The sequence below is a fragment of the Maritalea myrionectae genome (assembly GCF_003433515.1).
Classification (GTDB): domain Bacteria; phylum Pseudomonadota; class Alphaproteobacteria; order Rhizobiales; family Devosiaceae; genus Maritalea; species Maritalea myrionectae.
This window is the reverse complement of the sequence record NZ_CP021330.1, coordinates 560994-585163: the sequence shown is the minus strand read 5'-3', so window position 1 is coordinate 585163 and position 24170 is coordinate 560994. Positions and strand designations below refer to the sequence as shown.

26 protein-coding genes and 1 tRNA gene are annotated in these 24170 nt (G+C 53.1%); 18 read left to right on the top strand and 9 right to left on the bottom strand.

Features of this window, described 5'->3' with window-relative positions:
* Nucleotides 1-88 precede the first annotated feature (88 nt).
* The 3 genes from MXMO3_RS02915 to MXMO3_RS02905 all read right to left on the bottom strand — a co-directional run bounded on the left by MXMO3_RS02915 (nucleotide 89) and on the right by MXMO3_RS02905 (nucleotide 2219).
* Nucleotides 89-1045: an acetyl-CoA carboxylase carboxyltransferase subunit alpha gene (locus MXMO3_RS02915; RefSeq protein WP_117394885.1), complete on the bottom strand. Its 957-nt coding sequence runs from the start codon at nucleotides 1043-1045 to the stop codon at nucleotides 89-91.
* Nucleotides 1046-1152: 107 nt separating this feature from the next.
* On the bottom strand, nucleotides 1153-2067 hold the full coding sequence (locus MXMO3_RS02910) for a site-specific tyrosine recombinase XerD (protein ID WP_117394884.1): 915 nt from the start codon (nucleotides 2065-2067) through the stop codon (nucleotides 1153-1155).
* The gene (locus MXMO3_RS02905; RefSeq protein WP_051214091.1) at nucleotides 2067-2219 is read right to left on the bottom strand and encodes a hypothetical protein; all 153 of its coding nucleotides are present in this window, start codon (nucleotides 2217-2219) and stop codon (nucleotides 2067-2069) included. The genes MXMO3_RS02910 and MXMO3_RS02905 overlap by 1 nt, the downstream gene beginning before the upstream one ends.
* 161 nt (nucleotides 2220-2380) lie before the next feature.
* Between MXMO3_RS02905 and MXMO3_RS02900 the strand changes: the two genes are divergently transcribed.
* From MXMO3_RS02900 to MXMO3_RS02890, 3 genes are read left to right on the top strand one after another with little or no spacing between them, the layout of a single operon-like run.
* Entirely contained in the window at nucleotides 2381-2965 is a 585-nt protein-coding gene (locus MXMO3_RS02900) for a shikimate kinase (protein ID WP_027836066.1), read from the top strand.
* Between the two features lie 16 nt (nucleotides 2966-2981).
* Nucleotides 2982-4109 (top strand): 3-dehydroquinate synthase, encoded by a 1128-nt coding sequence (gene aroB, locus MXMO3_RS02895; RefSeq protein WP_117394883.1) that lies wholly within the window; start codon nucleotides 2982-2984, stop codon nucleotides 4107-4109.
* Nucleotides 4106-5374, top strand: a complete 1269-nt coding sequence (locus tag MXMO3_RS02890) for an HlyC/CorC family transporter (protein ID WP_027836064.1) — start codon at nucleotides 4106-4108, stop codon at nucleotides 5372-5374. The genes aroB and MXMO3_RS02890 overlap by 4 nt, the downstream gene beginning before the upstream one ends.
* Before the next feature lie 12 nt (nucleotides 5375-5386).
* Here MXMO3_RS02890 and MXMO3_RS02885 read toward each other — a convergent pair whose 3' ends face one another.
* Nucleotides 5387-5641, bottom strand: a complete 255-nt coding sequence (locus MXMO3_RS02885; RefSeq protein ID WP_117394882.1) for a BolA family protein — start codon at nucleotides 5639-5641, stop codon at nucleotides 5387-5389.
* A gap of 240 nt (nucleotides 5642-5881) precedes the next feature.
* Between MXMO3_RS02885 and MXMO3_RS02880 the strand changes: the two genes are divergently transcribed.
* The 5 genes from MXMO3_RS02880 to MXMO3_RS02860 all read left to right on the top strand — a co-directional run bounded on the left by MXMO3_RS02880 (nucleotide 5882) and on the right by MXMO3_RS02860 (nucleotide 11457).
* Nucleotides 5882-6328 carry a J domain-containing protein gene (locus MXMO3_RS02880; protein WP_156905576.1) on the top strand — a complete coding sequence of 149 codons (447 nt, stop codon included), beginning with the start codon at nucleotides 5882-5884 and terminating at the stop codon, nucleotides 6326-6328.
* 107 nt (nucleotides 6329-6435) lie between these two features.
* On the top strand, nucleotides 6436-7416 hold the full coding sequence (cobS, locus tag MXMO3_RS02875) for a cobaltochelatase subunit CobS (RefSeq protein WP_117394881.1): 981 nt from the start codon (nucleotides 6436-6438) through the stop codon (nucleotides 7414-7416).
* A gap of 21 nt (nucleotides 7417-7437) precedes the next feature.
* Nucleotides 7438-9324 carry a cobaltochelatase subunit CobT gene (gene cobT / locus MXMO3_RS02870; RefSeq protein WP_117394880.1) on the top strand — a complete coding sequence of 629 codons (1887 nt, stop codon included), beginning with the start codon at nucleotides 7438-7440 and terminating at the stop codon, nucleotides 9322-9324.
* Nucleotides 9281-10312 carry an esterase-like activity of phytase family protein gene (locus MXMO3_RS02865; RefSeq protein ID WP_162889107.1) on the top strand — a complete coding sequence of 344 codons (1032 nt, stop codon included), beginning with the start codon at nucleotides 9281-9283 and terminating at the stop codon, nucleotides 10310-10312. The genes cobT and MXMO3_RS02865 overlap by 44 nt, the downstream gene beginning before the upstream one ends.
* 98 nt (nucleotides 10313-10410) lie before the next feature.
* A complete protein-coding gene (locus MXMO3_RS02860) occupies nucleotides 10411-11457 on the top strand; it encodes a M42 family metallopeptidase (protein ID WP_027836058.1) in 1047 nt (348 codons plus the stop codon).
* A 60-nt stretch (nucleotides 11458-11517) separates the two neighbouring features.
* Here the strand turns inward: MXMO3_RS02860 and MXMO3_RS02855 are convergent, their stop codons facing one another.
* Nucleotides 11518-11904 carry a DUF6326 family protein gene (locus MXMO3_RS02855; RefSeq protein ID WP_117394878.1) on the bottom strand — a complete coding sequence of 129 codons (387 nt, stop codon included), beginning with the start codon at nucleotides 11902-11904 and terminating at the stop codon, nucleotides 11518-11520.
* A gap of 125 nt (nucleotides 11905-12029) precedes the next feature.
* Between MXMO3_RS02855 and MXMO3_RS02850 the strand changes: the two genes are divergently transcribed.
* Both MXMO3_RS02850 and MXMO3_RS02845 read left to right on the top strand, forming a co-directional pair.
* A complete protein-coding gene (locus MXMO3_RS02850) occupies nucleotides 12030-12701 on the top strand; it encodes a TetR/AcrR family transcriptional regulator (RefSeq protein WP_117394877.1) in 672 nt (223 codons plus the stop codon).
* Nucleotides 12702-12730: 29 nt separating this feature from the next.
* A complete protein-coding gene (locus tag MXMO3_RS02845) occupies nucleotides 12731-13369 on the top strand; it encodes a 2-hydroxychromene-2-carboxylate isomerase (RefSeq protein WP_117394876.1) in 639 nt (212 codons plus the stop codon).
* Between the two features lie 96 nt (nucleotides 13370-13465).
* Here the strand turns inward: MXMO3_RS02845 and MXMO3_RS02840 are convergent, their stop codons facing one another.
* Nucleotides 13466-14110: a VUT family protein gene (locus MXMO3_RS02840; protein WP_117394875.1), complete on the bottom strand. Its 645-nt coding sequence runs from the start codon at nucleotides 14108-14110 to the stop codon at nucleotides 13466-13468.
* A 129-nt stretch (nucleotides 14111-14239) separates the two neighbouring features.
* Nucleotides 14240-14530, bottom strand: coding sequence for a 50S ribosomal protein L28 (gene rpmB, locus MXMO3_RS02835; RefSeq protein WP_027836054.1), 291 nt, complete (start codon nucleotides 14528-14530; stop codon nucleotides 14240-14242).
* 240 nt (nucleotides 14531-14770) lie between these two features.
* Here rpmB and MXMO3_RS02830 point away from each other — a divergent pair, with 240 nt between their 5' ends.
* From MXMO3_RS02830 to MXMO3_RS02810, 5 genes are all read left to right on the top strand, one after another.
* Nucleotides 14771-15592 (top strand): DUF3108 domain-containing protein, encoded by an 822-nt coding sequence (locus MXMO3_RS02830; RefSeq protein ID WP_162889106.1) that lies wholly within the window; start codon nucleotides 14771-14773, stop codon nucleotides 15590-15592.
* Nucleotides 15593-16070: 478 nt separating this feature from the next.
* On the top strand, nucleotides 16071-18938 hold the full coding sequence (locus MXMO3_RS02825) for a helicase-related protein (protein ID WP_117394873.1): 2868 nt from the start codon (nucleotides 16071-16073) through the stop codon (nucleotides 18936-18938).
* Nucleotides 18939-19334: an RNA-binding S4 domain-containing protein gene (locus MXMO3_RS02820; protein ID WP_027836051.1), complete on the top strand. Its 396-nt coding sequence runs from the start codon at nucleotides 18939-18941 to the stop codon at nucleotides 19332-19334.
* Nucleotides 19335-19509: 175 nt separating this feature from the next.
* Nucleotides 19510-19848: a ferredoxin FdxA gene (gene fdxA / locus MXMO3_RS02815; RefSeq protein ID WP_027836050.1), complete on the top strand. Its 339-nt coding sequence runs from the start codon at nucleotides 19510-19512 to the stop codon at nucleotides 19846-19848.
* 293 nt (nucleotides 19849-20141) lie between these two features.
* Nucleotides 20142-20702, top strand: coding sequence for a CarD family transcriptional regulator (locus MXMO3_RS02810; protein ID WP_027836049.1), 561 nt, complete (start codon nucleotides 20142-20144; stop codon nucleotides 20700-20702).
* Nucleotides 20703-20758: 56 nt separating this feature from the next.
* Here the strand turns inward: MXMO3_RS02810 and MXMO3_RS02805 are convergent, their stop codons facing one another.
* The gene (locus MXMO3_RS02805; RefSeq protein WP_027836048.1) at nucleotides 20759-22213 is read right to left on the bottom strand and encodes a M48 family metalloprotease; all 1455 of its coding nucleotides are present in this window, start codon (nucleotides 22211-22213) and stop codon (nucleotides 20759-20761) included.
* Nucleotides 22214-22221: 8 nt separating this feature from the next.
* On the bottom strand, nucleotides 22222-22971 hold the full coding sequence (locus tag MXMO3_RS02800; protein WP_245985790.1) for a thermonuclease family protein: 750 nt from the start codon (nucleotides 22969-22971) through the stop codon (nucleotides 22222-22224).
* Nucleotides 22972-23146: 175 nt separating this feature from the next.
* On the opposite strand from MXMO3_RS02800, the gene MXMO3_RS02795 reads away from it, so the two are divergent.
* The 3 genes from MXMO3_RS02795 (at nucleotide 23147) to MXMO3_RS02785 (ending at nucleotide 24130) form a co-directional block, all read left to right on the top strand.
* Nucleotides 23147-23223: transfer RNA gene (locus MXMO3_RS02795), tRNA-Arg, on the top strand.
* Nucleotides 23224-23376: 153 nt separating this feature from the next.
* Nucleotides 23377-23703, top strand: coding sequence for a BLUF domain-containing protein (locus MXMO3_RS02790; RefSeq protein ID WP_162889105.1), 327 nt, complete (start codon nucleotides 23377-23379; stop codon nucleotides 23701-23703).
* 100 nt (nucleotides 23704-23803) lie between these two features.
* Nucleotides 23804-24130, top strand: coding sequence for a BLUF domain-containing protein (locus tag MXMO3_RS02785; protein ID WP_027836045.1), 327 nt, complete (start codon nucleotides 23804-23806; stop codon nucleotides 24128-24130).
* Nucleotides 24131-24170 lie beyond the last annotated feature (40 nt).

Here is a 24170-nt window from a genome sequence, read left to right as displayed (position 1 = left end):
GGCTCAACCTTGCCCCTAATTATGTGTAAATCTTTACACATAATAGGACGTTAACGTGAAGCAATTGCGCCGCAAAGCGCAATCACAATCAAGTGAGTTTAGTACCAATATTCAGGAACTTCTCTCGCCGCTCTTCGCGGATTTCTTTGCGGTCTTTTCCATCATAGCTTTTCAAAAAGTCTCGCACCAGATTGCCGGTCGCCTCGATCACTTGCGCTGAATGCCGGTGGGCACCGCCTGCAGGCTCCGCAATAATCTGATCCACCACACCAAATTTCAGCAAATCTTGCGCTGTGATTTTCATGGAGTTTGCAGCTTCCTGCGCCTTGCCCGCATCACGCCACAAAATTGAAGCCGAAGCCTCTGGCGACGCCACGGTGTAGATAGAATGCTCAAGCATGGCCACTTTTGAAGCGGCGGCGATGGCGATGGCCCCGCCGGAGCCGCCTTCACCCGTCACCACGGCCAAATTGGGCACGCCCAGTTCGAGGCATTTTTCAGTTGAACGCGCAATCGCTTCGGCTTGGCCGCGTTCTTCCGCGCCAACACCGGGATAGGCCCCGGCTGTATCCACCAAATACAAAACCGGAATATCAAACCGATCCGCCAACTCCATGATCCGCACGGCTTTACGATAGCCTTCCGGGCGGGCCGAACCGAAATTGTGCTTCAGGCGCGATTCTGTATCTGAACCTTTTTCAATACCAACCACTGCAATGGATTGGCCATCAAACCGACCAAAACCTGCCTGGATCGCCGCATCTTCAGAAAATTTGCGGTCACCTGCCATCGGGGTGAAATCGGTGATCAATTCCTTGACATAATCAACAAAGTGGGGCCGCGAAGGATGGCGCGCAATTTGTGTTTTTTGCCACGGGGTCAGCTTGGCGTAAATATCCGCCAACGCCTCATCCGCACGCTGCTGCAGCCGCTTCACCTCATCTTCAATTTCAACCGCCTCACCGCTTTGAGCAAGGGATTTCAGCTCTTGTACTTTCGCTTGTAGATCAGCGACAGGTTTTTCAAACTCAAGATAAGATTGCATAATTACCAGCTTTACTTATGTCCTATTTGCGCCGTTCACGCCATTTGGCGCGGAAAGTGGCGATTTGCCCCTTAAATGTCAAGCTTCATAAGGGTGCGCGGTTAACTCTATTGCGCCAAAGGATGATGCTTTTCCACCAACTGCGTCAAGCGCTCATCCAATATATGGGTATATATCTGTGTGGTCGAAATATCAGCATGCCCCAGCAAGACTTGCACGACCCGAAGGTCCGCGCCTCTTTCCAACAAATGTGAGGCAAAAGCATGGCGCAATATATGCGGTGAAATTTTTGTTGGGTCGATCCCCGCGTCAATAGCAATTTGCTTCAGCTCACGGGCAAAAACCTGCCGCGCCAAATGACCCTCTTTGGTGTTGGCGGGAAAGGCGAACCGCCCCGGGGGGAGTTTTTTCAAATAGTTTAAAAGCGCATCCTTTGCCCGATCATTGAGCGGCACCATACGTTCTTTGTCGCCCTTGCCGCGCACCACCAGCATCGCCGCTTCCTTAACAATCGCAGACCGCAACAAGGCAACCAGTTCTGAGACCCGCATGCCTGTGCCATAAAGCAGTTCCAGCAACACATAATTGCGCTCTGCCTTCAGCTGCGCTTTGGGCGACAAATCCGGCTGCGCCATCGCCGCCTCCGCCGCATCAAACAATCGATCAACCTCATCAATACTCAACGTTTTGGGCAATCGCTGCCCCGCCTTGGGTGCTGGCACAATCGCGGTGGGGTCGTCTTTGCGCAAATTTTCCGCCACCAGAAACCGATGGAATTGCTTGATGGCGCTCAGATGTCGCGCTTGGGTGGTCGCGGCAAATCCTTGGCGCTCCAACTGCATCAAATAGGCCTGCACCCCATTGCGATCTACCGCCAACAAAGAGGTGCGCTTTTCGCTGAGATGGGCAACATATTGTTGCAAATCGCGTTGATAAGCGTCGAGCGTGTTTTGTGCGGCACCGCGCTCTGCGCTCATCATATCCAGAAATAAATCTAAATGACGCTCATGAGGGTCAGACATTATGTGTTGTTGCCAAATAAATCACGCGCCGGAATGCGCTCGGTCATTTCCCGTGGTGTCGGCTCCACAAACACGGTGAGGGCCACCATGGACCCAAAAACCAACGCCGCCAAAAATGCTAAAAACACAACAAACCTGATCAAGGTCGGCATATCGACACCCTCCATTGGCCCCTTTTTCGCTTATTTAGCCCATCATTTCAAGAAATTACCGCGCAGGTGGTGAATAAGCACAGGCCCACCACGCCGACAACAAGGCTTGACATTAAACCCAACAAATGGCTTCAACAGCGTAGAATTCAAAGGAGAGTAGAGTGGGCGACGGGCTGACCAGCACGGATGTGAGTGAAAAGAGCAAACTGGTCAACCAACAGCTGGGCACCAAGCCAATCGTGCTGATCGGATTGATGGGCGCTGGCAAATCCACTGTGGGCCGCCGCATCGCCAACTATTTGAACCGCCCCTTCATTGATAGCGACAACGAAATCGAAAAAGCGGCAGGCATGCCCATCCCCGATATTTTTGAAACCCATGGCGAAGACGAGTTTCGCGCCGGGGAAGTGCGGGTGATTTCGCGGCTGTTGACGGAAAACAAAAATACCGTGATTGCCACTGGTGGCGGCGCCTTCATGAATGAAGAAACCCGCGACAATATCAAACGGCACGCGATATCACTGTGGTTGGATGCAGACATCAATTTGCTGTTTGAGCGCGTCTCGCGCCGCAACACCCGCCCGCTTTTGCGCACGGCAGATCCCTTTGGCACGCTGAAAGCCCTTTATGATGCGCGCAATCCAACATATGCTCTGGCCGACGTGAAGGTCACTTCATTTGACGGCACCCACGAGGCTGTGGCGGCAAAAGCCATCGATGCCCTCGCCTCTTATCTGACCGCTTAACCTGTAAGAAGAAATTATGTCGACCGAAAACGCCCTAAAACCGATCATTGTGCCTATTGATTTAGGCGACCGCGCCTACGACATCGAGATCGCACCCGATGTATTGGACCGCTTGGGCGGCATTTTGACAGAAAAGTTCCCCGGCGCGCGTTTCGGCGTGGTAACCGATTTGAATGTGGAAAAGAACCAATGGGCGCGGCTGCAAAAAAGCCTCGAAGCCCACGGCTTGAACTATGCTCTCATCTCCATTCCCCCCGGTGAAAATGCCAAAAGCATGGCCCGTCTCGATAGCGTCGTGTTTGCCCTTTTGAAAGAAAAGCTGGAGCGCAATGATATTGTACTGGCCTTCGGTGGAGGGGTGATCGGCGATCTGGCGGGCTTTGCTGCTGCCATCATGCGGCGCGGCATGGACTTTGTGCAAATCCCCACATCCCTATTGGCGCAAGTCGATAGTTCAGTTGGGGGCAAAACCGGGGTGAACTCGCCCCACGGCAAAAACCTGATCGGCGCATTTCACCAACCGCGCTTTGTCGCCGCTGATTTGGGCGTACTCGAAACTTTGTCGGAACGTCATTTCCGCGCCGGTTATGCCGAAGTGGTCAAATATGGCCTGATCGATGATGAGGAGTTTTTCTTCTGGCTTGAAGAAAACCAACCCGAAATCTTTGCAGGCGGCCCGGCCCGCGCCGAGGCGATTGCCCGCGCCTGTCGCGCCAAAGCCCGCGTGGTGGTGGCCGACGAGCGCGAAATGGGCCAACGCGCCCTGCTTAATCTAGGGCACACTTTTGGCCACGCCCTTGAATCGGCCACCGGATACTCGGATCGCTTGATCCATGGCGAAGGGGTGGCCATCGGCATGGCCTTGGCCCATCGTTTCTCCACCAAGCTCGGCCTGTCCAACGCCCAAGATGATGCGCGCGTGGTGGCGCACTTGAAAAAAGCGGGCTTGCCCACCAATTTGAGTGACATTCCCGGCGATCTGCCGCCCACGGCGGATTTGCTCGACCTGATTGCCCAAGACAAAAAGGTCTCGCGTGGCGCGCTGACCTTTATTTTGACAAAAGGCATAGGCAAGGCTTTCATTGAGAAAAATGTCAATCCTGACCAAGTGTTTGAATTCTTGAACGAAGAACGGCAAAAATGACCGAATTAACTCTGACCTTCTGGGTTTCCGTTGGCGCCATCATCTTTTTGCTGGCGCTTTCCGGCTTTTTTTCTGGCTCTGAAACGGCGCTGACTGCTGCCAGCCGCGCCCGCATCCACCATTGGGTGAAAGCCGGAAAAAGCAAAGCATCCGTCGTAGAAAAACTGATCGTCGATAAGGAACGCCTGATCGGCGCCTTGCTGCTGGGCAACAACCTGGTCAATATCCTGGCCTCGTCCTTGGCAACCAGCGTGCTGATCTCGCTGTTCGGCGATTCCGGCGTCATCTACGCCACCCTGGTGATGACACTATTGGTGGTGATTTTTTCTGAGGTGCTGCCCAAAACCTGGGCCATCTCAAAACCCGACGAATTCTCCCTCAATGTGGGCCCCTTTGTGCGGCCGGTTGTGGTGGTGTTTGCCCCCATCACCTATGCCATCCAAAAGCTGGTCAATTTGATGCTCCGCCTTTTGGGCGCACGTGCCGAAGATGATGAATATGGCCTGACCGGGCATGATGAGCTGCGCGGCACCGTGGATCTGCTGCACCGCGAAGGTGAAGTGATCAAAAACGACCGCGACATGCTGGGCGGCATTTTGGATTTGAGCGAACTGGAAGTGAACGACGTGATGGTGCACCGCACCAAAATGTTGGCCTTTGACGCTGATTTGCCCAAAGAACAATTGGTGCAGGATATTTTGGAAAGCCCCTATACCCGCATTCCATTGTGGCGCAATGATCAAGACAACATTGTCGGCATCGTCCACGCCAAAGACTTGCTGCGCGCCCTGTTCCGCGCTGGCGGCAACGTGGAAAAGCTCGATTTCTCCAAAATTGTCTCAAAGCCCTGGTTTGTGCCCGACACTACCCCCGTACAAGCGCAGTTGAACGCGTTTTTGCGGGAAAAAGCCCACATCGCCATGATCGTGGATGAATATGGCGAAGTGGAAGGCCTGCTGACCCTTGAAGATATTTTGGAAGAAATCGTGGGCGAAATTGCCGACGAGCATGACGAGATTATGGAAGGGGCGCAAAAGCAACCCGACGGCAGCTATATTGTTGACGGTTCGGTGCCCATTCGCGATTTGAACCGGACACTCGATTGGCATTTGCCCGACGAAGACGCCAACACCATCGCCGGACTGATCGTGGAAGAAGCCAAAATGATCCCTGAAGTGAATCAGGTCTTCACCTTCCATGGCTTCCGCTTCAAGGTGCTGAAAAAGGAACGCAACCGAATTACCGAGATCAAAATCGTGCCGTAATGCACCGATTGGTCATTTCACCTTGATCACGAGGGCATGGACCCGGTCTTCAAGTTCTTCGGCCAAACAGCCATTGATGGCGCGATGCTGTTCAACCCGGCTTTTGTCCGCCAGGGTTTGGGCCGAAATCACGACGCGAAAATGAGTTTCGCCGCCTTCGCGCCAGCCGCCATGACCGCGGTGAAGTTCGGATTCATCGATCACTTCGAGGTGTTCTGGCGAGAATGTCGCATTTAATTTTGAAATAATCGCGTCTTTTACCAACATAGGGGTTTTTCTCTTTTCCATTTTTAGGCTAAAAGGGGTCCCCTTTCATAAATCAATTGAGCCGAGAAATTGCAATCCAAGCTGTTCGATAAAATTCGCGTTAAAAAAAGAGCCTCTTCATCCGGCAAGCCTGAAGATGGATCACCACGCTGCGCATGGAAAGGTTGTGAGGAACCGGGAATCCACAAGGCCCCCAAAGGCCCAAACACGCCCGGACATCACCAATTCTGCTTGGCCCATGTGCGTGAATATAACAAGAATTACGACTTTTTCTCTGATCTGGGCGACGACGAAATCAAAGACATCGTCTCCGACCGTTCCTATGGCCGCCCCACTTGGGACACGCGCGCAGGCAAAGGCGGCAGCGTTGGCGCCGACTCTAACGGCCGCACCAAAAAGAAAAAGCGTCACGATCCATCCAATGTTTTTGCGCGCTATGCCCGCATGCAGGGCAAATCGAGCGGCCCCAACCGCTCAGCAGATCGCAAAATTTTGGAGGCCGACCGCAAGGCGCTTGAAATGCTGGGCGTGAGCCCCACCGACAGCGCCGACGCCATCAAATTGGCCTATAAGGATTTGGTGAAAAAGCACCACCCCGACATTAATGGGGGCGACAAAAGCTCTGAAGAGCGCTTGCGCAATATCATCACCGCTTATAACCATTTGAAGGCCAAAGGGTTCGTTTAACCCTTGGGTACGCCACAATTTGCTGTTATAGAAATCTCAACTAAAACCTTACCCGCCATTTTCGGCACTATGCCGTGCTTCGGCCAGACCTGACGAAGGCATCCGCTATGACTGAACAAACCGCTCCATTGCCCGATACCGAATATAATGCCCGTGACCTTTTTGGCATTGATTCCGACCTTGTGGTGAAAGGTTACAAAGAGCGCACAGAACATGTGCCGCCCCTTGATCCTGATTATTTGTTCGACAAGGCCACAACTTTGGCCATTTTGGCCGGGTTTGAGCACAACCGCCGTGTGATGGTGCAAGGCTATCACGGTACGGGTAAATCTACCCACATCGAACAGGTTGCCGCGCGGTTGAACTGGCCTTTGGTGCGGGTAAACCTCGATAGCCATGTGAGCCGGATCGATCTGGTGGGTAAAGACGCCATTGTGTTGAAAGACGGCAAGCAAATCACCGAATTCCGCGACGGCATTTTGCCATGGGCTTTGAAAAACAATGTGGCCATCGTTTTTGATGAATATGATGCGGGCCGTCCCGACGTGATGTTCGTGATTCAGCGCGTGCTGGAAGTGTCAGGTCGCCTCACATTGCTCGACCAAAACAAAGTGATCGAACCGCACCCTGCCTTCCGCTTGTTTGCCACCACCAACACCATCGGTTTGGGCGATACATCCGGGCTTTATCACGGCACGCAACAGATCAACCAAGGCCAAATGGACCGTTGGTCTTTGGTGACCACGCTGAACTATTTGCCGCACGAAAAAGAAGTGGGCATTGTGTTGGCCAAAGCCAAGCAGTTCCAGAATCAAGAAGGCGAAAAGACCGTTTCCAACATGGTGCGCCTTGCTGACATGACCCGTCAGGCGTTCATCAATGGCGATTTGTCGACCGTGATGAGCCCACGGACCGTGATCACATGGGCGGAAAACACCCAGATCTTCGGCGACATCGGCTTTGCCTTCCGCCTCACCTTCCTCAACAAGTGTGATGAGCTGGAACGCCCTGTTGTGGCTGAGTTCTACCAGCGTGTATTTGGCACAGACCTGCCAGAATCCGCTGCGAACATCGCCCTGAGCGCCTAACCGCCAACCCAAAGAGGCACCATGTCTTTATCCGGGAAAAAGCAAAACCGGGCCGACCCGACCGCCACGCTGAAAAACGCGATTGGCGCAACGGTGCGGACCGTGTCTGGCGAACGCGAATTGGAGGTGGCCTTCACCTCCGATCGACCGCTTTTGACCAAAGACAAGGCGCGGCTGGCCAATCTGCCGCGCGTGCCCAAAGCTGAAGATATTGCTATTGCCCGGGGTCAGGGTGACGCCATGTCCATGCGCCTGGCGGCCCATGACACCAAAAAACACAATCGCTATGCCCCGCAGGACCCCGAAGCCCGCGCGGTGTTTGACGCGCTCGAGCAAGTGCGCGTGGAAGCGCTTGGGGTGGAACGCCTGCCCGGCATGAAGGACAATTTGTCGGCCATGCTGGAAGACAAAATGTTCCGCGCCAACTATTCCAACATCAAGGACATTGCCGACGCGCCTTTGGCCGAAGCCATGAGCCTGGTGTTGCGCGAAAAAATCGCCGGCATGAAAGTGCCCCCGTCCGGTGAAAAACTGGTGGAGTTCTGGCGCGATACCATTGAAGACAAAGTTGGCGATGGCCTTGATAATCTCGGCGATTTTCTTGATGACCAAGTCGAGTTTTCCAAACTGACCCGCAACGCCCTGCGCAATCTCGACATGATGATTGATGCCGACCCCACCGATTTGGATGGGGACGAGGACGAAAGCGGCGAAGATGCTGATCCGCAAAACGCACCAGACGAAAATGCGGATAAGCAGGATGGCTCTGCGGACCAAGAAGAAATGGATATGGACGCCGAGCAAGCGCCCGGCGACACCGAAGAAGAAGGCGAGACTGACGGTCAAGAAGCCAGCTTAGAGGAAACCGAAGAGCAAGAAGCGCCGATTGAGCAAGGCGAAGACGCGGCCAACACCCCGCCGCAAAACGACATTCCAGATCAGTTCCGCAATATGCCGGAATATAAGATCTTCACCACCAAGTTTGACGAGATCATTGGCGCGGCCGAGCTTTGCCCACCTGAAGAATTGGCGCAATTGCGCGCCTTGCTCGACAAGCAATTGGATAGCCTGACGGGTGCTGTGGCGCGGTTAGCCAACAAATTGCAACGTCGCTTAATGGCGCAACAAAACCGCTCCTGGGAATTTGACCTTGAAGAAGGCCTGCTGGACACGTCACGGATCACCCGCGTGGTGACCGATCCGCTGCAGCCCCTCTCCTTCAAGATTGAAAAAGACACAGACTTCCGCGATACCGTCGTGACCCTGTTGATCGACAATTCCGGCTCCATGCGTGGTCGCCCGATCACCATTGCCGCCATTTGCGGCGACATTCTTGCGCGCACACTGGAGCGTTGCGGCGTGAAGGTTGAGATTTTGGGTTTCACCACCCGTGCCTGGAAAGGCGGCAAATCTCGCGAAGCGTGGATGCAGGCAGGTCGCCCGGCCAATCCCGGTCGGATCAACGATGTGCGCCACATCATCTATAAAGCCGCGGATGAGCCTTGGCGCCATGCCAAAGACAATCTCGGCCTGATGATGCGCGAAGGCTTGTTGAAAGAAAATATCGATGGCGAAGCGCTGCAATGGGCGCACAAACGGATTTTGTCCCGGCCCGAAAATCGCCGCATATTGATGGTGATTTCCGATGGCGCGCCCGTGGATGACAGCACACAATCTGTTAATCCCGGCAACTATTTGGAAAAGCATCTACGGTTCGTCATTGAAGATATTGAAACACGTTCGCCTGTTCAGTTGGTGGCCATCGGTATCGGCCACGATGTTACCCGCTATTACCGCCGGGCGGTCACGCTGCTCGACGCGGAAGAGCTGGCGGGTGCGCTTACGGACAATCTGGCCGATTTGTTTGACGAAGAACCGCCATCAAAAGCCCGTGCACGCCGCCGCTAGGCGAATAGCATTTGCACTTTTTGCCAGCGGCCTATGCGCCGCTGCGCCCGCCGCTGCCGAACCTCTCACAATTGACCTGCAACCCATCGAGCGCTTTCAAGGGCGCAATAAAGGCGACAAGATCGACAAGCTGATCTGGCGCGGCGGGTTTGTGCTGCGCAATGATCATGAACAGTTTGGCGGCTTCTCCGGCATCACCTTCACCTCCGAAGATGGCAAATTTGCTGCGGTGAGCGATCGTGGACATTTTTTAAATGGCAAAATGTCCTATGATCAGGCTGGCAATTTGGGCGGCCTCAACAACATCACCCTCGTGCCGATTAAAAACTCAAAGGGCGCCAATTTGCCCACCCGCTTCTCACGTGATTCTGAAAGCATCGAGACCATTTTTCGGGATGGGGTCCCGAGCGCCGTGCGGGTCGCCTTTGAGCATCTGACCCGCGTCGCAGATTTCGAATTGGTGGACGGTTGGCCGCAAGGGGCGGCACGCGAAGTCTCCATCCCCGATTGGTTGCGCAGAAACCGCCACAATGGTTCGTTGGAGGCGCTTTGCATCGCCCCACCCGCTTCCCCGATTGCCGGCTCCACCTTAATGCTCACTGAGAACGTGAAAGCCAGCGGCGGTGACCATGCCGCATGGCTGAAAGGCAATGAGGATCGCGGCGAACTCAGCTTTGCACGTGAAGGCGGGTTTAAACCCACAGCCTGCGCCTTTTTGCCCAATGGCGACCTGCTGATTCTCAAGCGCGACGTCTCCCTGATCGGCTTCACCATGCGGCTGGAACTGATCACCAGCGACAAGATTAAGCCTGGCGCGCGGATAAAGGGGGAGACCATCTTGGCCGCCGGCGGCACCGCAGTGGACAATATGGAAGGACTTGCGGTAAGTATTGGTCCGACCAATAATCCACGAATCACACTTGTTTCCGACGACAATTTTAATGGCTGGCAACGCACAATGTTATTGCAATTCGATATTTTGTATTAATTATGCGGCATTATGCTTGAGTTTACGGCAAATAAAAGTAACTTGATTTACCAAGTTTCGAGCGTCTAACGAAACGTGACATAACAAGGGATAAATATATGAATATCGACCTGCTTAAGCGCCTGTGTGAAACACCCGGCGTACCCGGACGCGAAGACCGTATTCGCGAGGTGATCAAAAGCGAAATTGAAGGCCTTTTTGACGAAGTCACTATGGACCCCATGGGTTCGTTGCTGTGCAAGCGCAACCCCACCAAAAAGGGTAAAGGCACCCCGAAAAAAGTCATGCTGCTCTGCCACATGGACGAGATTGGCTTTTTGGTTTCACACATCAGCGACAAGGGTCACATCTATATTGATCCCGTTGGCGGCTTTGACCCACGCAATTTGTTCTCACGCCGGGTTTTGGTGTGCACCGATGATGGCGATTATAAAGGCGTGATGAACCCCGGTGGAAAACCAATCCACATTCAAGAACCTGGCGACGCGAAAAAAGTGCCCGGCCTGTCAGAATTTTTCGTGGACCTCGGCATGGGCGAAAAGACCAAAGACAAGGTCAAAATTGGCGATTACATCGTGATGGACGAGCCCTTGCTCGATCTTGAAGACAAAGTTGTCTCCAAGGCACTGGATAACCGCGTGGCCTGCTGGCTCGGCATCGAATCGATCCGCAAGCTGGTCGAAGATGGTGGCAAACATGAATGCGAAATCCATGTGGCCTTCACCACCCAAGAAGAAGTTGGTTTGCGCGGCGCCCGCACAGCGGCCTATGCCATCAAACCCGATATCGGTCTTGGCATTGACGTTACCCTCGCCTGCGACACGCCCGGCGTGCCTGAGCATCAGCGTGTGACCGTTCAAGGCGAAGGCGTTGGCCTGCACATCAAAGATTCCAGCTTCATTGCCGATATCGGCCTTGTGCGCGAAATGGAAGAACTGGCTGAAAAGAACAAAATTCCGTATCAGCGCACCATTTTGGCCCGGGGTGGCCAAGACGGCGCGGCAGCGCAACAAGCCGCGGCTGGCGCGAAAGCGATCGGCATCGTGGTGGGCACCCGTTATGTGCACACCGTGACCGAAATGATCGACAAAACTGACCTTGGTGCCGCCCGCGATATATTGGCGACCTATTTGTCGACACACTAGCTGTTATATCCAGTTGAATAATCAAAAGCCCGCGGCATCTGCTGCGGGCTTTTTTTACGCCTATGCCTGCGCGCTTTCTGCCGGCCAAGTCCAAGCAAGATAGGCGATATAGAGCATCGCCAATACTTCGATTGAAGCAAACAGGATGTAATGCGGCGCAAGCGACCCACCGCCAACCACAAAAAGAATGGTGACCACCACCGCCACCCAATTGGCGATGCGACAGCTTTTGCGCGGCAAAACCCGCGATAGAAAAATCATGGCGATGGCGATTTCAATAAATATCGCCGCCAACAAGATGAACATGGGCGTGATTTCAATCCCATCGATCACGCCCGTCTCGGCCTCGGCCAAAAAGCCAGGGCTGATAAACGACAGAACATCAGCAAAGACCATGTTGAACATGACCACAATCCATAGGGTTGAGATTTTTTCAGTAACAGACATTGCGCCTCCAATAGGCTGGCTAAACTTGCATTATATATACAGTGTATATTTGACGACAATCAGCTATAAATATACACTGTATATGAGTCAAGCCTGTTTTTACGTCCAACTGGAATTGATTGCCCATGAGCCGCACATCCCAAGCTGACAAACGCCGCACGCTGAACGCACAAAAAATTACCGAAGCGGCCATCGAACTGGCCGACAGTCAGGGCATCGAGGCGCTATCCATGCGCAAGCTCGCCACCCAATTGGGCGTGACCGCCATGTCGATTTACAACCATGTGGCCAACAAGGACGATTTGCTCAGCTTGATGCTGGACCATGTTGTGAGTGAATTTGAACGCCCTCAAATTAAGGGCGACTGGCAAGAAACGATGCGACGACGCGCGCACTCCATGCGCCAAGCCTTTTTAAGGCACCCCTGGGCACCGCCGCTGCTGATCTCCACCATCACCAATGGCGAACAAACCATGCGCGACACGGATGCAACGCTGGGATGCCTCATCAATGCTGGCTTTACATACGCGGCCGCCGATTGGGCGCGCAATGCCATCGATAGCCACATTTATGGCTACACCATGCAAGAGCTCAATTTCCCCGTTGAACCAGATGAATATAAAGCCGCCGCCGCACACTATCTGCCAATGATCGAGAAATCGGACTTCCCCTATTTGCATGGCGCCACCCTGGCCTTGGTCAATGGGGAATATGATGGCGTCACTCAATTCGATTTCGGCTTAAACTTGCTGCTGGAAGGGCTTGCCCGCCAGCTTCAATCCGGCCAACTTAGCTAATCTCCACTGCGTTGAAAGAACAGTAAATTATGCCCACCATCGAATATGTCTATTCGGCCCACTCTGCCTTCGCCTATATCGGATCGGCAAAGTTAAACGCGATTTGCACCGCGCATAATGTCACGCTGATTCATCGGCCCATTCTGCTGTCGCCAGTGGTGCAAGCTCAGCGCAGCCAGCCGTTCCGTAATCGCACCCAAGCCAATGTCGACTATTTCTTCGGGCGTGAGATCGAGCGGTGGGCAGAATATCGCGACGTGCCGATCATCACATTTCGCCCCACCTTTCACGATGCGGATTATAGCCTCGCCTCCGGCCTGATCCTCGCCCTCGGTGATAGCGGCCCCGCCCCCGATAAATTGGCACATAAGCTGCTTGAAGCCCATTGGCGCGATGATGCAGATCTGTCTGATACCGACACGTTGAAAAAGATCGCAACGGAACTGGGCCACGACACCGACGCTCTTATGGCAGAGGCCAGATCGACCCGCATCCAAGCAAAATTGCAGAAAAACTCGGACTGGGCGATCGCGCAGAACATTTTTGGTTCACCCACCTATATTTTCGACGGCGATCCCTTTTACGGCCAAGACCATTTAGAGCTGGTCGAACGGGCCCTAACAAAGCCCTTCGCGCCGACCCGTTGGCAAAATCCACCGATTGCCTAAACCCAGATGAAAACAAAAAACCCCAAGCACGGATTACCATGCTTGGGGTTCGCTCACGATTGCGCAGCGCTTTAAAAAAGGCGCGGCGCTTTCAATTTATGCAGACACTGTTTCCACGCGCGCAGCAATCACCCGACGCAATGCCTGATAAGGCAGCAGCAAGGCGATAACCATCAGGGCTTTCACCAGCATGTCACCCACAGCAAGTGAGAGATAGAGCGGGGTTTCTGCCCCAAAGCTGAGGAACGGCACAGGTAAGCCCAATGAACTGTCGTCCATGCCAAACCACCCATCGATAAAGGCGAAAGCCGGGGCCATGGCCAATGAGAAGAACAACAATGTATCGACGACGGATGCAATGCCGGACGACACAAGCGGCGCTTTCCACCACACACCTTTGCGCAAACGGTCAAAAATCGACACGTCCAACAATTGCGCGGTGAGGAAGGCGGTGCCGGACGCGATCGCGATCCGCGGCGTCGCCATAAAGATGATGGAGAGAACAACCGCCAATGCAAAGCCGACCAGCACCACGATGCGTGCCTTTTGCGGCCCGAAAAAGCGGTTGGTCAAATCTGTAACGAGAAAGGCGAAGGGATAGGTGAACGCGCCCCAAGTAAGGATGTCCGCCAAATTGGCAGGCCCCAATTGCGCTTGCACCGGAAATTGAACAAGAAAGTTCGATGCCGTTACCACAACGGCCATGGCCACAATGGCCAACAATAGACGAGTGAGCACCATTTCATGCACCTCTATTATTTGTGGCTGACCCGGCAGGTGACCAGCGCCACATCCAATAAAAAGCACCGCGCAAAAACTTTGCGCGGCACCAACGAAAATCTTTAAATTTTCAAACGTTCAAGCCGCAGCTTAAGACGCTTCAGCAAGTGCCTTACGCACTTCTTTTTTCACGTTCAAAGCGCGTGTAGACAATTCGGTGTCCTTTGCTTTCAGCAAATAGGCATCCAAACCACCACGGTGCTCAACGGTGCGCAATGCAGCAGCAGAAACTTTAAGTTTCACGCTTTCGCCCAGCGCTTCTGACATCAAAGTCACGGAGCACAGATTAGGCAAAAATTTGCGACGGGTCCGGTTGAGCGCGTGGCTCACATTATTGCCTGACATCACGCCTTTGCCAGAAAGTTCACAACGTCGTGCCATTTTACTCACATCCTGTTCGGTCAAAACCAACAAATCCGCTCTAACAGGCGGTGCCTTGTCGATCTCATATTAATGAAAAGTCGCGTCTAATTAGAGAACTCTGCCCCGTTAGTCAAGCGCTTGCGTGCCAATTTGTCCTATTCTTGCCTTGAATCGACCCGGATCACCGTTCAGTGTGAAGAAAAACTGATTCGAAGCAGCCAATTGGCGATAATAGCGGCTAGGGAGCATGGGCGAAACGTGGCGATAAATGTGTTGACCGTCAAGCGTTTTTCGAAGCGTATATTCAGCAATCTCACCGGGGCGTCAGTCGCCCTTTTTTGTGCCAGCACACTGGCCGCCAACGCATTCGATGCCACCGCCAATTATGTGGTGACCCTTAGAGGCGTCAACATTGCCCAGGTCGCTGTTGATTTTGACAATAATGGCCAAAACTATGCCGTGGATATTGATGGAGTGGTTTCCGGCTTGGCCAGCCTTGTGGCCGCGGGCACCGCAAATCTCGATTCCAAAGGCAGTCTGAACGGCGGCGACCTGCAAGCCGAGCAGTTTCAACTGGCCACAGAGGCCAATAATGAACTGTTCAAAGTGCAGTTTCAGGCGCAAGGCGCCAAAGTGAACAGCTTTCAAGTGATCCCCGAGCTCACCGACAATGTGAATCGCGTGCCGGTCAAGCAAAGCCAACTCACAAACATCAATGATCCGGTTGCGGCATTCTTGATCAAGGCGGATAGCCTTTCGCCCGCCATTTGCAATCGGCAAATGCGGATCTTCACCGGCATTGAACGCTTTGACATCAATATGAGCTTTGCCGAAAACCAAACCGCAACCTCGCAACGCACCGGCTATCAAGGCCCTGTTGTGCTGTGCAAGTTGAAATACAACCCGGTATCAGGCCATTTTAGCGACAGCGCCAGCACCACCTATATGAAAAACAATCAGCGTTTTCTAATGTGGTTTGCGCCGCTCGAAGACACGGGCTACGTCATTCCCTACCGGGTTTTGGTCGGCACCGCCTTTGGCGATCTCTCCATGGTGCTCACCCGCCTCTCCGTTCAATAACCACAACTATTGTGTTGTGGCAAAAGGGCTGCTCCAGCCCGCGATTCTGCGCGCCCTTATTCTCAAAATGGAACGGCAACCGCTTTTTTGTAAATTTTTGCGCTCAAATGCCTTATTTTCAGCACCACAAAAGTTAAAATCGCAATTAATTTGCAACTGATGCTGTTCACACAAAAACAAGGCAGGTAAACAAAGTTACAATTTTAACTAAACCTTCATCAATCTAAACGGAAAAAGCGGATTTTATGGTAAATTTTTGATTAAGAATTCAAAAATTGTGGGCAAGCCACCCTCGCCCTACTATATACGGTATAGAACGAAATCAGAATACAGGATAAACCGCGATTCGGACCGTATTTGTTCTCACTTTGTACCAATCGTAAATTGAACTGGCGAACCAATCCAAATATGTTTCAATTTGAAACCAACACCAAGCCGCGTTAAAGGCTGCTAAAATATTGTTTTGCCAAAAGATCTTATGAACGCACCTCACCATTTCATTCGCCCCGCCAAAGGCCCTAACCTTAAAGCCATTTTGGGGCCAACCAATACGGGCAAAACCCATTATGCCATTGAGCGGCTGTTGGCCTATCGATCCGGCATGATCGGGCTGCCCTTGCGGCTGTTGGCGCGCGAGATCTATCAAACCCTGTGCAAGCGCGCGGGCACGGACGCAGTGGCGTTGGTGACGGGTGAAGAACGCATTGTGCCAGACAAAGCCCGCTATTGGGTTGCCACGGTGGAGGCCATGCCCACCGAACTGGTGGTGGATTGTGTGGTGGTGGATGAAATCCAAACCGCCACCCACTTGGATCGCGGCCACGTTTTTACCGACCGGATTTTGCATTGTCGCGGCACGCAGGAGACCTTGCTTTTGGGGGCCGGCACCATGGCGCCGATCATTTCGGCGCTGCTGCCAGATGTCGACATCATCATGCGCCCGCGCTTTTCCAATTTGGATTATGTGGGTTCAAAAAAGATCACCCGCCAACCCCGGCGCTCAGCAATTGTCGCCTTTTCCGCCAATGAAGTTTATGCCATTGCCGAATTGCTCCGTCGCCAACGTGGTGGCGCAGCGGTGGTGATGGGCGCCCTCAGCCCCCGTACCCGCAACGCCCAAGTCGACCTTTATGAAAATGGCGATGTGGACTTTTTGGTTGCCACCGATGCCATCGGCATGGGCCTGAATCTGGACATTGAACATGTGGCCTTCGCCGCCGACATGAAATTTGACGGCAAACAATTGCGCCACCTGACGCCCGCAGAAATGGCGCAGATTGCCGGCCGCGCCGGGCGCTACAAACGCGACGGCACCTTTGGCATCACCGCCGGGTTGGAGCCCTTTTCCGACGAAGTCATCGAACAGCTGGAAACCCACCAATTCGCCCCGGTGAAAGTGCTGCAATGGCGCTCCCGCGACTATGATTTGCGCTCGCTTGATGCGCTGCGCCAATCCTTAGAGGTGCCTGCACAGCATAAATTGCTCACCAATATCCCCACGGCAAAGGATCAACTGGCGCTCGAATTTTTGCAGCGCCACCCCAATATTGGTGACATCAGAGGGCGAGAACAGACCAGTTTAGCGTGGGAATGCGCCCAGATTCCTGATTATCGCAGCATCTCCCCTGCGCAACATGGTGAGATAATTGCCACAATCTTTCAAAATCTTGGCTCCAACGGCTATATTTTTGAAGACTGGATGGACGAACAGGTCAGCTTTTGCGACAATAGTGTCGGTGACATTGACACATTGTCCAATCGAATTAAACAAATTCGCACTTGGACTTTCGTGGCAAATCGTAAAGACTGGCTAAAAGATCCGACCTATTGGCGTGAAAAAACAAGTGAAATCGAGAACAATTTATCAGACGCGCTCCATGAGCGACTTACCCAAAGATTTGTTGATCGACGCACCAGCGTCCTTCTGCGCCATTTAAGAGATAAGAATATGACGACACCTGAAATTTCCCAAAGCGGCGACGTATCCCTAGAGGGTCATAAAATCGGATCTATCGAAGGGTTTCGATTTAACCTGAGCCCCGGCGAAGGCGACGACGCAAAGAATTTACGCACCGCCGCTGGTGTGGCCATTGCCCCTGAAATCAAAAAACGCGCCGAAAAAGTGACTGACGCCCCAAATGATGAATTTGTGTTGGCGACTGATGGTCTCATTCGGTGGCGCGGCGAAGTGATCGCCGATCTGGCGCAGGGCGACGATATGTTCCGCCCGCGCGCTGTGATCCTGGCGGATGAGAGCCTGAGCGGTGCCGAACTTGAATCCGTGCAAGAACGGGTGACCCTTTGGTTGAAGCACCATGTGAACACGCTGCTTGAACCACTCCTGCAATTGCGCGAACCGACAGAGCTGGAAGGCACCGCCCGCGGCGTCGCCTACCAGATTGCCGAAAAACTTGGTGTCTTGCCGCGGCAAGAAGTGTCGCAAGATGTCAAAGCGCTCGATCAGGATGTGCGCGGCATCATGCGCAAAATGGGCGTGAAGTTTGGCGCCTATCACATTTATGTGCCGCTTTCCCTGAAACCCGCCCCGCGCGAATTGGCGCTGGTGCTGTGGGCCTTGCAAAATGGCGGCGTGCGCCAGCCCGGCGTTTCTGAATTGCCGCAGATCATTCTTTCAGGCCGCACATCAATTGATGTGGACCCCAGCTTTGCCAAAGAACTTTATGAAATCGCAGGCTTTAAAGTGGTGGGCCAACGGGCTGTCCGCGTGGATATTCTTGAACGCTTGGCCGATTTGATTCGCCCGCTGATCAGCTTTGATCCAGCCCGCAATCAAGAAGTTGAAGCCCCGGAAGGCGCGGCCCCAGGCAACGGTTTCCGCGTCACGGTGGAAATGACCTCATTGCTCGGTTGTGCGGGCGAAGAATTCAATTCTGTATTGAAAAGCCTAGGCTACCGCGTCAATCGCACCAAGATTGAAGCCAAACCTGAAGAAGCCAAAGCCGAAAACGCTGACACACCCGCAAAGGCTGAAGAGGCAGCTGCCGAGACACCTGCTCCGGCAGAAGAAGCGGCGGCCCCTGAAGCTGACGCAACAGCCGAACCCGCTGTTGCCGCGAAAGAGACAACGGACGAAGCTGGTGCTACTGCAGAAGCTGAAGAACAGTTTGACGAAATCTGGTTCCCCGGCGGGCGCAACAATAATCGCAAGCCGCAAGGGGCCAAGTCCGGCGCCAAGCGGCCCGCCAAAGGCCAAAAGCGGGGCAAGCCGCAACAAGGCAAAGGTCCGAACCGCCACGCCAACCAAAATCAACGGCCCGCGAAAAAAGAAAAGCCAATCGATCCCGATTCGCCTTTTGCCGCTTTGATGGCCCTCAAAAAGCAATAAATGAACGCGCCAGCGGGCAAACAACGCATTGATAAATGGCTGTGGTTTGTCCGCTGCGTCAAAACGCGCACCCTGGCACAAAAGCTGGTCAATGGCGGCCACGTCAAAATCAACAAAGAGCGTTGCAATGATTGCGCCCACAAAGTGAAAGTGGGCGACGTGCTCACGGTCACCTTGCCCCGACAGATTAAAATATATCGCGTGGTCGAACTGGGCGAAAAGCGCGGATCCGCCACCCAAGCCGCTGAACTTTATGACGATTTAAGCCCACCGCCCATTCCCAAAAGTGAAGGGCCGCGCCCCTTGCCCCAAGCCGTACGGGAGAAAGGTGCGGGCCGCCCCACCAAGAAGGAACGCCGCCAAACAGAGACTCTTTTGGGCAAAGATCCGCTCTAATTTTGCGACTATTTTGTTTTTCATCCAAAAACAGCTTTGCTTTTTCAAAAATCACCAAACTTTGAAAAAGGAAACCCGGTTTCATGACTTGCACTTTTTCAGAAAAGGCTTTAGCCAATAAACCAATTCTGAAACCGTTCTAAAACGGGTCAATAAACAAAGTGGAATTGGCTTCATGACCTATATCGTCACCGACAATTGCATCAAATGTAAATATATGGATTGCGTTGAAGTTTGCCCTGTAGATTGTTTCTATGAAGGCGAAAACATGCTGGTGATCCATCCTGATGAATGTATTGATTGTGGCGTGTGCGAGCCAGAATGCCCTGCCGAAGCCATTGTACCCGATACAGAGCCTGGCCTTGAGAGCTGGTTGGAGATCAACACCAAGTTCGCTGAGGTTTGGCCGAACATTACAGAAAAACGCGATCCGCCAGCGGACGCGGAAAAGCATGATGGCGAAAAAGGCAAGTTTGAGAAATACTTCTCAGAGGCCCCCGGCGAAGGCGACTAAGCTTCGCTCTATTAGCCGCTTTTTTACTATAAAAAATCGCTGGACAAGTCCTAATGCCGCCAAAATTGATTCTGGCGGCATTTTGTGTTACAAATAGATAACAGTCGCGAACTTATTCTAACCAGCCGTGCCGGAGGGCACGTTTTTTTTGCTTCACAAGGACAGGATTAACATTTTGGTAACCAATGAGAATTGGGGCCTAATCCTTGCGTCAGAATATAGCTGCGACTGGGGGCGATAAGAGCCAAAACAAACGTGGAAAACGTTTGGGCGTCAACAGGAGTACCATTAATATGGCAACTAAAAAATCAGTACAACGTCAAGGGTTTAAAACAGGTGAGTTTGTTGTTTACCCGTCGCATGGCGTTGGCCAGATTACCGGCATCGAGGAGCAAGAAGTTGCAGGTCTTTCACTTGAGCTTTTTGTGATCAATTTTGAGCAGGATAAGTTGACCCTCCGTGTGCCACTTGCAAAAGTCAAAACCGTTGGCATGCGCAAATTGGCAGACGAAGAAACAGTAGAAAAAGCACTTTCAACCGTCACAGGTCGCGCCCGCGTTAAGCGCACCATGTGGAGCCGTCGGGCACAGGAATATGAAGCCAAGATCAATTCAGGCGATTTGATCTCGATTTCAGAAGTTGTGCGCGATCTTTTCCGTTCGGACGATCAGCCTGAGCAATCTTACTCAGAGCGCCAACTGTTTGAAGCAGCGATCGACCGCATGAGCCGTGAAATCGGTGCCGTCAACCGCATCTCTTTGACCGAAGCGGTCAAACTGATCCAGAAGAACCTCGCAAAAAGCCCACGTCGTGGTGCTAAATCAGACGAGTCAGGCGAAGAAGCCGCCGCATAAGGCGCCATAGCCAATTCATTCTAAAAGGCCGTATCCCGTCATAGGGTTGCGGCCTTTTATTTGTCCTTCCGAATGATTTTATATCCCTGCCCCGCCACAAGCGGATCGCCCGGATAAAGCCCATTCAAAATCAAGAACAAATCGTCACGCCGTTTCACCCCGGCCATGAGGCGCGAAAGATCGCCCGCCCGCTGGCCACTCTTTGCGGTCACAATATCAATTTCAAAGTTTTGAATCTGATTCAGGTCTGATGCCCGCACTTTCCTAAAGCTGTCGATCGTGGCTTCAAACTCCTGGCGGAACGCTTTGCTGTCACGCTCAGCCGCAAAGATAAAGCGATAAACTTGCCCCTCATACCGCACTGCAGCAATGCGGAAAAACCACTTCTCAGTGGTCGCTGTTGCGATCACCCGCTCCACGCCATTCTTTTGGCCTGTGCGCACACTATCGTCATTGAGGCCTGCCACCCAACCGGACCGCAAATAGGTCTCCAATGGCAGATCACTTGGCACTTCAGCACTGTCGAACCGAAGCGCCGTGCCACTTTCCGCCACCGCCACCACAGAGGCAGCACCATTGCTCAACTGATAGGATTGGGGCACCGAGAAGGTAAATTTAAGCGCAGGATAGATGAATTGCTGCCCCACAATCGTGCCGTTATTCGGGTTCGGGCCAAATGCAATACCATCAATGGCCCGCTGATAGCGCTCGCGCTCATTCGCCCCAATGCCTGGCGCGCCCAACTGCCGCGCCGACTTGACCGCTTCTTCAATGCGTGACGGCGTGGAAGGGTGAGACGACAAGAAATCATCCCCGCTTTCATTACCCTCGGTGAAGGCCGCAAAGCGCCCCATCTGCGAAAGGAACCGCGCTGCCGCATGCGGATCATAGCCCGCCGCGCCAGCCACCAACACGCCCCGGCGGTCTGCCGCCAATTCTTGCGATTGAGAGAAGGCGGCCAGAGAGAGCTTTGACCGGGCCAAGGATTGATCCGTATCCGGATCCGCGCCCAAAATGCCGGAGATGACCCGATCAACAATTTTGCTGGTGCGTTCGCGATTGGAGCGCTCACGCGCGTGCCGCAAGGTGAGGTGGGCGATTTCGTGGGACAGCACAGCGGCCAACTCAGCTTCATCGCTGGCGAGCGCCAAAATACCCCGCGTGACGTAAATATAGCCGCCGGGCAAGGCAAACGCATTCACCTCAGGCGAATCCAAAATCGTCACTGTCAGGCTTTGGTTGGGCTGCTCCGCCGCCACCAGCAATTTGCCCGCCATACGGGCCAGCATAATCTCCGCTGAACGATGGTTATAAACCCCGCCATAAGTCGCCACAATTTTGGGGTGTTCGCGCAGCCCGATCACACTATCGCCGGGGTCTGCCCCTGCGGGCACACGATCCGCCGTGCGGTCTCCCAACTGCGATGTGCCGACCCCACCGGTAAATACGCTCGTGCAGCCAGACAAAAGACCAGCCAGCGCCACTGCAATAACAATGTGACGTCTCTTCATGCTCTTTCCTACTGCGCCGCCAATATTTCTATCTGTTCCGGATGGGTCACATCAATGCGCGGCCCATCATGATCGTCAACCCATCCTCGCACGCGAATTAGGGCATTTGTGAGTTTTCTGGGATCAAAATCAGCCTTTTTAAAGGCACTTAGCGCCCCGCGTTGAATGACGACGGTAAAATCTGTATCCCAGTCACGCCCAAAATTAAGATAGACGCGCCCATTGGCTTCGCCCACATCAAAAACACGGCCCTCTACCAACTCGTAGCGCCCGGCCAGCTTCACCAATTGGTTGGGCTTGTCTGCTTGCCGGATTTGATAATAATCAAGCGCCCAGATGCCCTTGCGGTCAACTCTTGCTTGCCGCTCCGCCGCATAAAGCTCGTCCAAACAATGGCGGTTGTCATCAAATGAATACACCCGCGCCAAGCCATTGGCGATCACCGCCTTTTGCGCCCATTTTTGCCGTTCACCATCAATAAACACATGGCCCAACACCCGGCCATGCCGATCTTTTCGGGTGCTGCCGTAAAAAACCTGCACATTTTCACCCAAAGCAAAATCCGCCAAAAAGCCCTTGGCTTCCTCGGCCAATGGCCATGTGTCAAATCCGATCCGACCCAAGGGCAGTTTTGGGGCTTGCATACCAATCAGACGCACCTTCTGGCTGTTGTCCAAAATGAACGTGTCACCATCGGTGATTTCCACCACGCGCCCCTTGGGCCCGGGCGTGAGCGTCTCGCACGCAAATGCCGACATCGCGCAACCTGCAAAAGAAACAAGACCCGCCACAAAAACTGCTCCAACTTGGCTGGAGAATCCCATAAAGACCCCACTAAATTTTCTCATCAGCGATGTTGCACCAAAATAAGGCAAAAATCATCCCTGCAAACTGCTTTTCTCTCAAGCAATGTTTGGGTAGATTGCCACCTGTGGTCCCGTAGCTCAGTTGGATAGAGCACCAGATTCCTAATCTGGGGGTCGCGCGTTCGAATCGCGCCGGGATCACCAGCTAACCGATTGACAGGTGTTGTATAAATATATTGAGCCACGGGTTTCGCCGCCCCCGCCACATTGCCTGCAAATTAATGTTGAAATAAGATTTCCTCACACGGGAATTCAACACCCCAAACAAGGCTGTTTCAGCAGATCTAGGATATAAATTTGATCAGACTCTTATATGTAAGCACCGCAATTCCAAATCTGAGTGAAGACGATATTGCAGAGATCGTTGCCACAGCGAACAAACATAATGCGCAATTCGATATCACAGGGGCCTTGGCCTACAATGGGGTGAATTTCGCGCAAGTGCTTGAAGGTGCGGAGCACCATCTCAATCAATTGATGGACAATATCTCAAAAGACCATCGCCATTCTGGTGTGATCGAAATGATGCGCAACCCAATTGAGGTGCGGGCCTTTGACGGTTTCCATATGAAGCATATTGAAGGGCTCCAGTTTGATGAACTGGTAAGCGCCATGAACACATAAAAGGTGGCGCACCGCCTTTTAACCCCAATCTTTCAGAATTAATTTAGCCTCAGCAGCTAAACTGGCCCGCATTGCGCACCAAAATTACTGATGAGGCATTATGATCAGACTATTATATGTCAGCACCGGTCTCGCCAATTTAGACTACAAAGATGTTTCGGCCATCCTTGAAGCTGCCCAGAGAAAGAACGCCACCAAAAACATTACTGGCGCCCTCGCTTATAATGGCAAAAACTTTGCCCAAGTGCTTGAGGGTAGTGAGGCCGACATCGACAAACTGATGCGAAAGATCAAAGATGATAGCCGCCATGCCAATGTCATTGAGATGATGCGCAAGCCCATCACCGAACGCGCCTATAGCGACTGGTCCATGAAGATGATCGACAGCAAAGACTTTGATGAGCTGATTGCAGCGATGACGCTTTGAAGCCTCTCGCCACATTGCGGTAATGAAGGCGCGGCCCGGA

Excerpts from the sequence above, each read along its gene's own strand:
- MXMO3_RS02915 (WP_117394885.1), bottom strand. The coding sequence starts at position 1,045 with ATGCAATCTTATCTTGAGTTTGAAAAACCTGTCGCTGATCTACAAGCG.
- MXMO3_RS02910 (WP_117394884.1), bottom strand. The coding sequence starts at position 2,067 with ATGTCTGACCCTCATGAGCGTCATTTAGATTTATTTCTGGATATGATG.
- MXMO3_RS02905 (WP_051214091.1), bottom strand. The coding sequence starts at position 2,219 with ATGCCGACCTTGATCAGGTTTGTTGTGTTTTTAGCATTTTTGGCGGCG.
- aroB (WP_117394883.1), top strand. The coding sequence starts at position 2,982 with ATGTCGACCGAAAACGCCCTAAAACCGATCATTGTGCCTATTGATTTA.
- MXMO3_RS02890 (WP_027836064.1), top strand. The coding sequence starts at position 4,106 with ATGACCGAATTAACTCTGACCTTCTGGGTTTCCGTTGGCGCCATCATC.
- MXMO3_RS02885 (WP_117394882.1), bottom strand. The coding sequence starts at position 5,641 with ATGTTGGTAAAAGACGCGATTATTTCAAAATTAAATGCGACATTCTCG.
- cobS (WP_117394881.1), top strand. The coding sequence starts at position 6,436 with ATGACTGAACAAACCGCTCCATTGCCCGATACCGAATATAATGCCCGT.
- cobT (WP_117394880.1), top strand. The coding sequence starts at position 7,438 with ATGTCTTTATCCGGGAAAAAGCAAAACCGGGCCGACCCGACCGCCACG.
- MXMO3_RS02860 (WP_027836058.1), top strand. The coding sequence starts at position 10,411 with ATGAATATCGACCTGCTTAAGCGCCTGTGTGAAACACCCGGCGTACCC.
- MXMO3_RS02855 (WP_117394878.1), bottom strand. The coding sequence starts at position 11,904 with ATGTCTGTTACTGAAAAAATCTCAACCCTATGGATTGTGGTCATGTTC.
- MXMO3_RS02850 (WP_117394877.1), top strand. The coding sequence starts at position 12,030 with ATGAGCCGCACATCCCAAGCTGACAAACGCCGCACGCTGAACGCACAA.
- MXMO3_RS02845 (WP_117394876.1), top strand. The coding sequence starts at position 12,731 with ATGCCCACCATCGAATATGTCTATTCGGCCCACTCTGCCTTCGCCTAT.
- MXMO3_RS02840 (WP_117394875.1), bottom strand. The coding sequence starts at position 14,110 with ATGGTGCTCACTCGTCTATTGTTGGCCATTGTGGCCATGGCCGTTGTG.
- rpmB (WP_027836054.1), bottom strand. The coding sequence starts at position 14,530 with ATGGCACGACGTTGTGAACTTTCTGGCAAAGGCGTGATGTCAGGCAAT.
- MXMO3_RS02825 (WP_117394873.1), top strand. The coding sequence starts at position 16,071 with ATGAACGCACCTCACCATTTCATTCGCCCCGCCAAAGGCCCTAACCTT.
- MXMO3_RS02820 (WP_027836051.1), top strand. The coding sequence starts at position 18,939 with ATGAACGCGCCAGCGGGCAAACAACGCATTGATAAATGGCTGTGGTTT.
- fdxA (WP_027836050.1), top strand. The coding sequence starts at position 19,510 with ATGACCTATATCGTCACCGACAATTGCATCAAATGTAAATATATGGAT.
- MXMO3_RS02810 (WP_027836049.1), top strand. The coding sequence starts at position 20,142 with ATGGCAACTAAAAAATCAGTACAACGTCAAGGGTTTAAAACAGGTGAG.
- MXMO3_RS02805 (WP_027836048.1), bottom strand. The coding sequence starts at position 22,213 with ATGAAGAGACGTCACATTGTTATTGCAGTGGCGCTGGCTGGTCTTTTG.
- MXMO3_RS02800 (WP_245985790.1), bottom strand. The coding sequence starts at position 22,971 with ATGTCGGCATTTGCGTGCGAGACGCTCACGCCCGGGCCCAAGGGGCGC.
- MXMO3_RS02785 (WP_027836045.1), top strand. The coding sequence starts at position 23,804 with ATGATCAGACTATTATATGTCAGCACCGGTCTCGCCAATTTAGACTAC.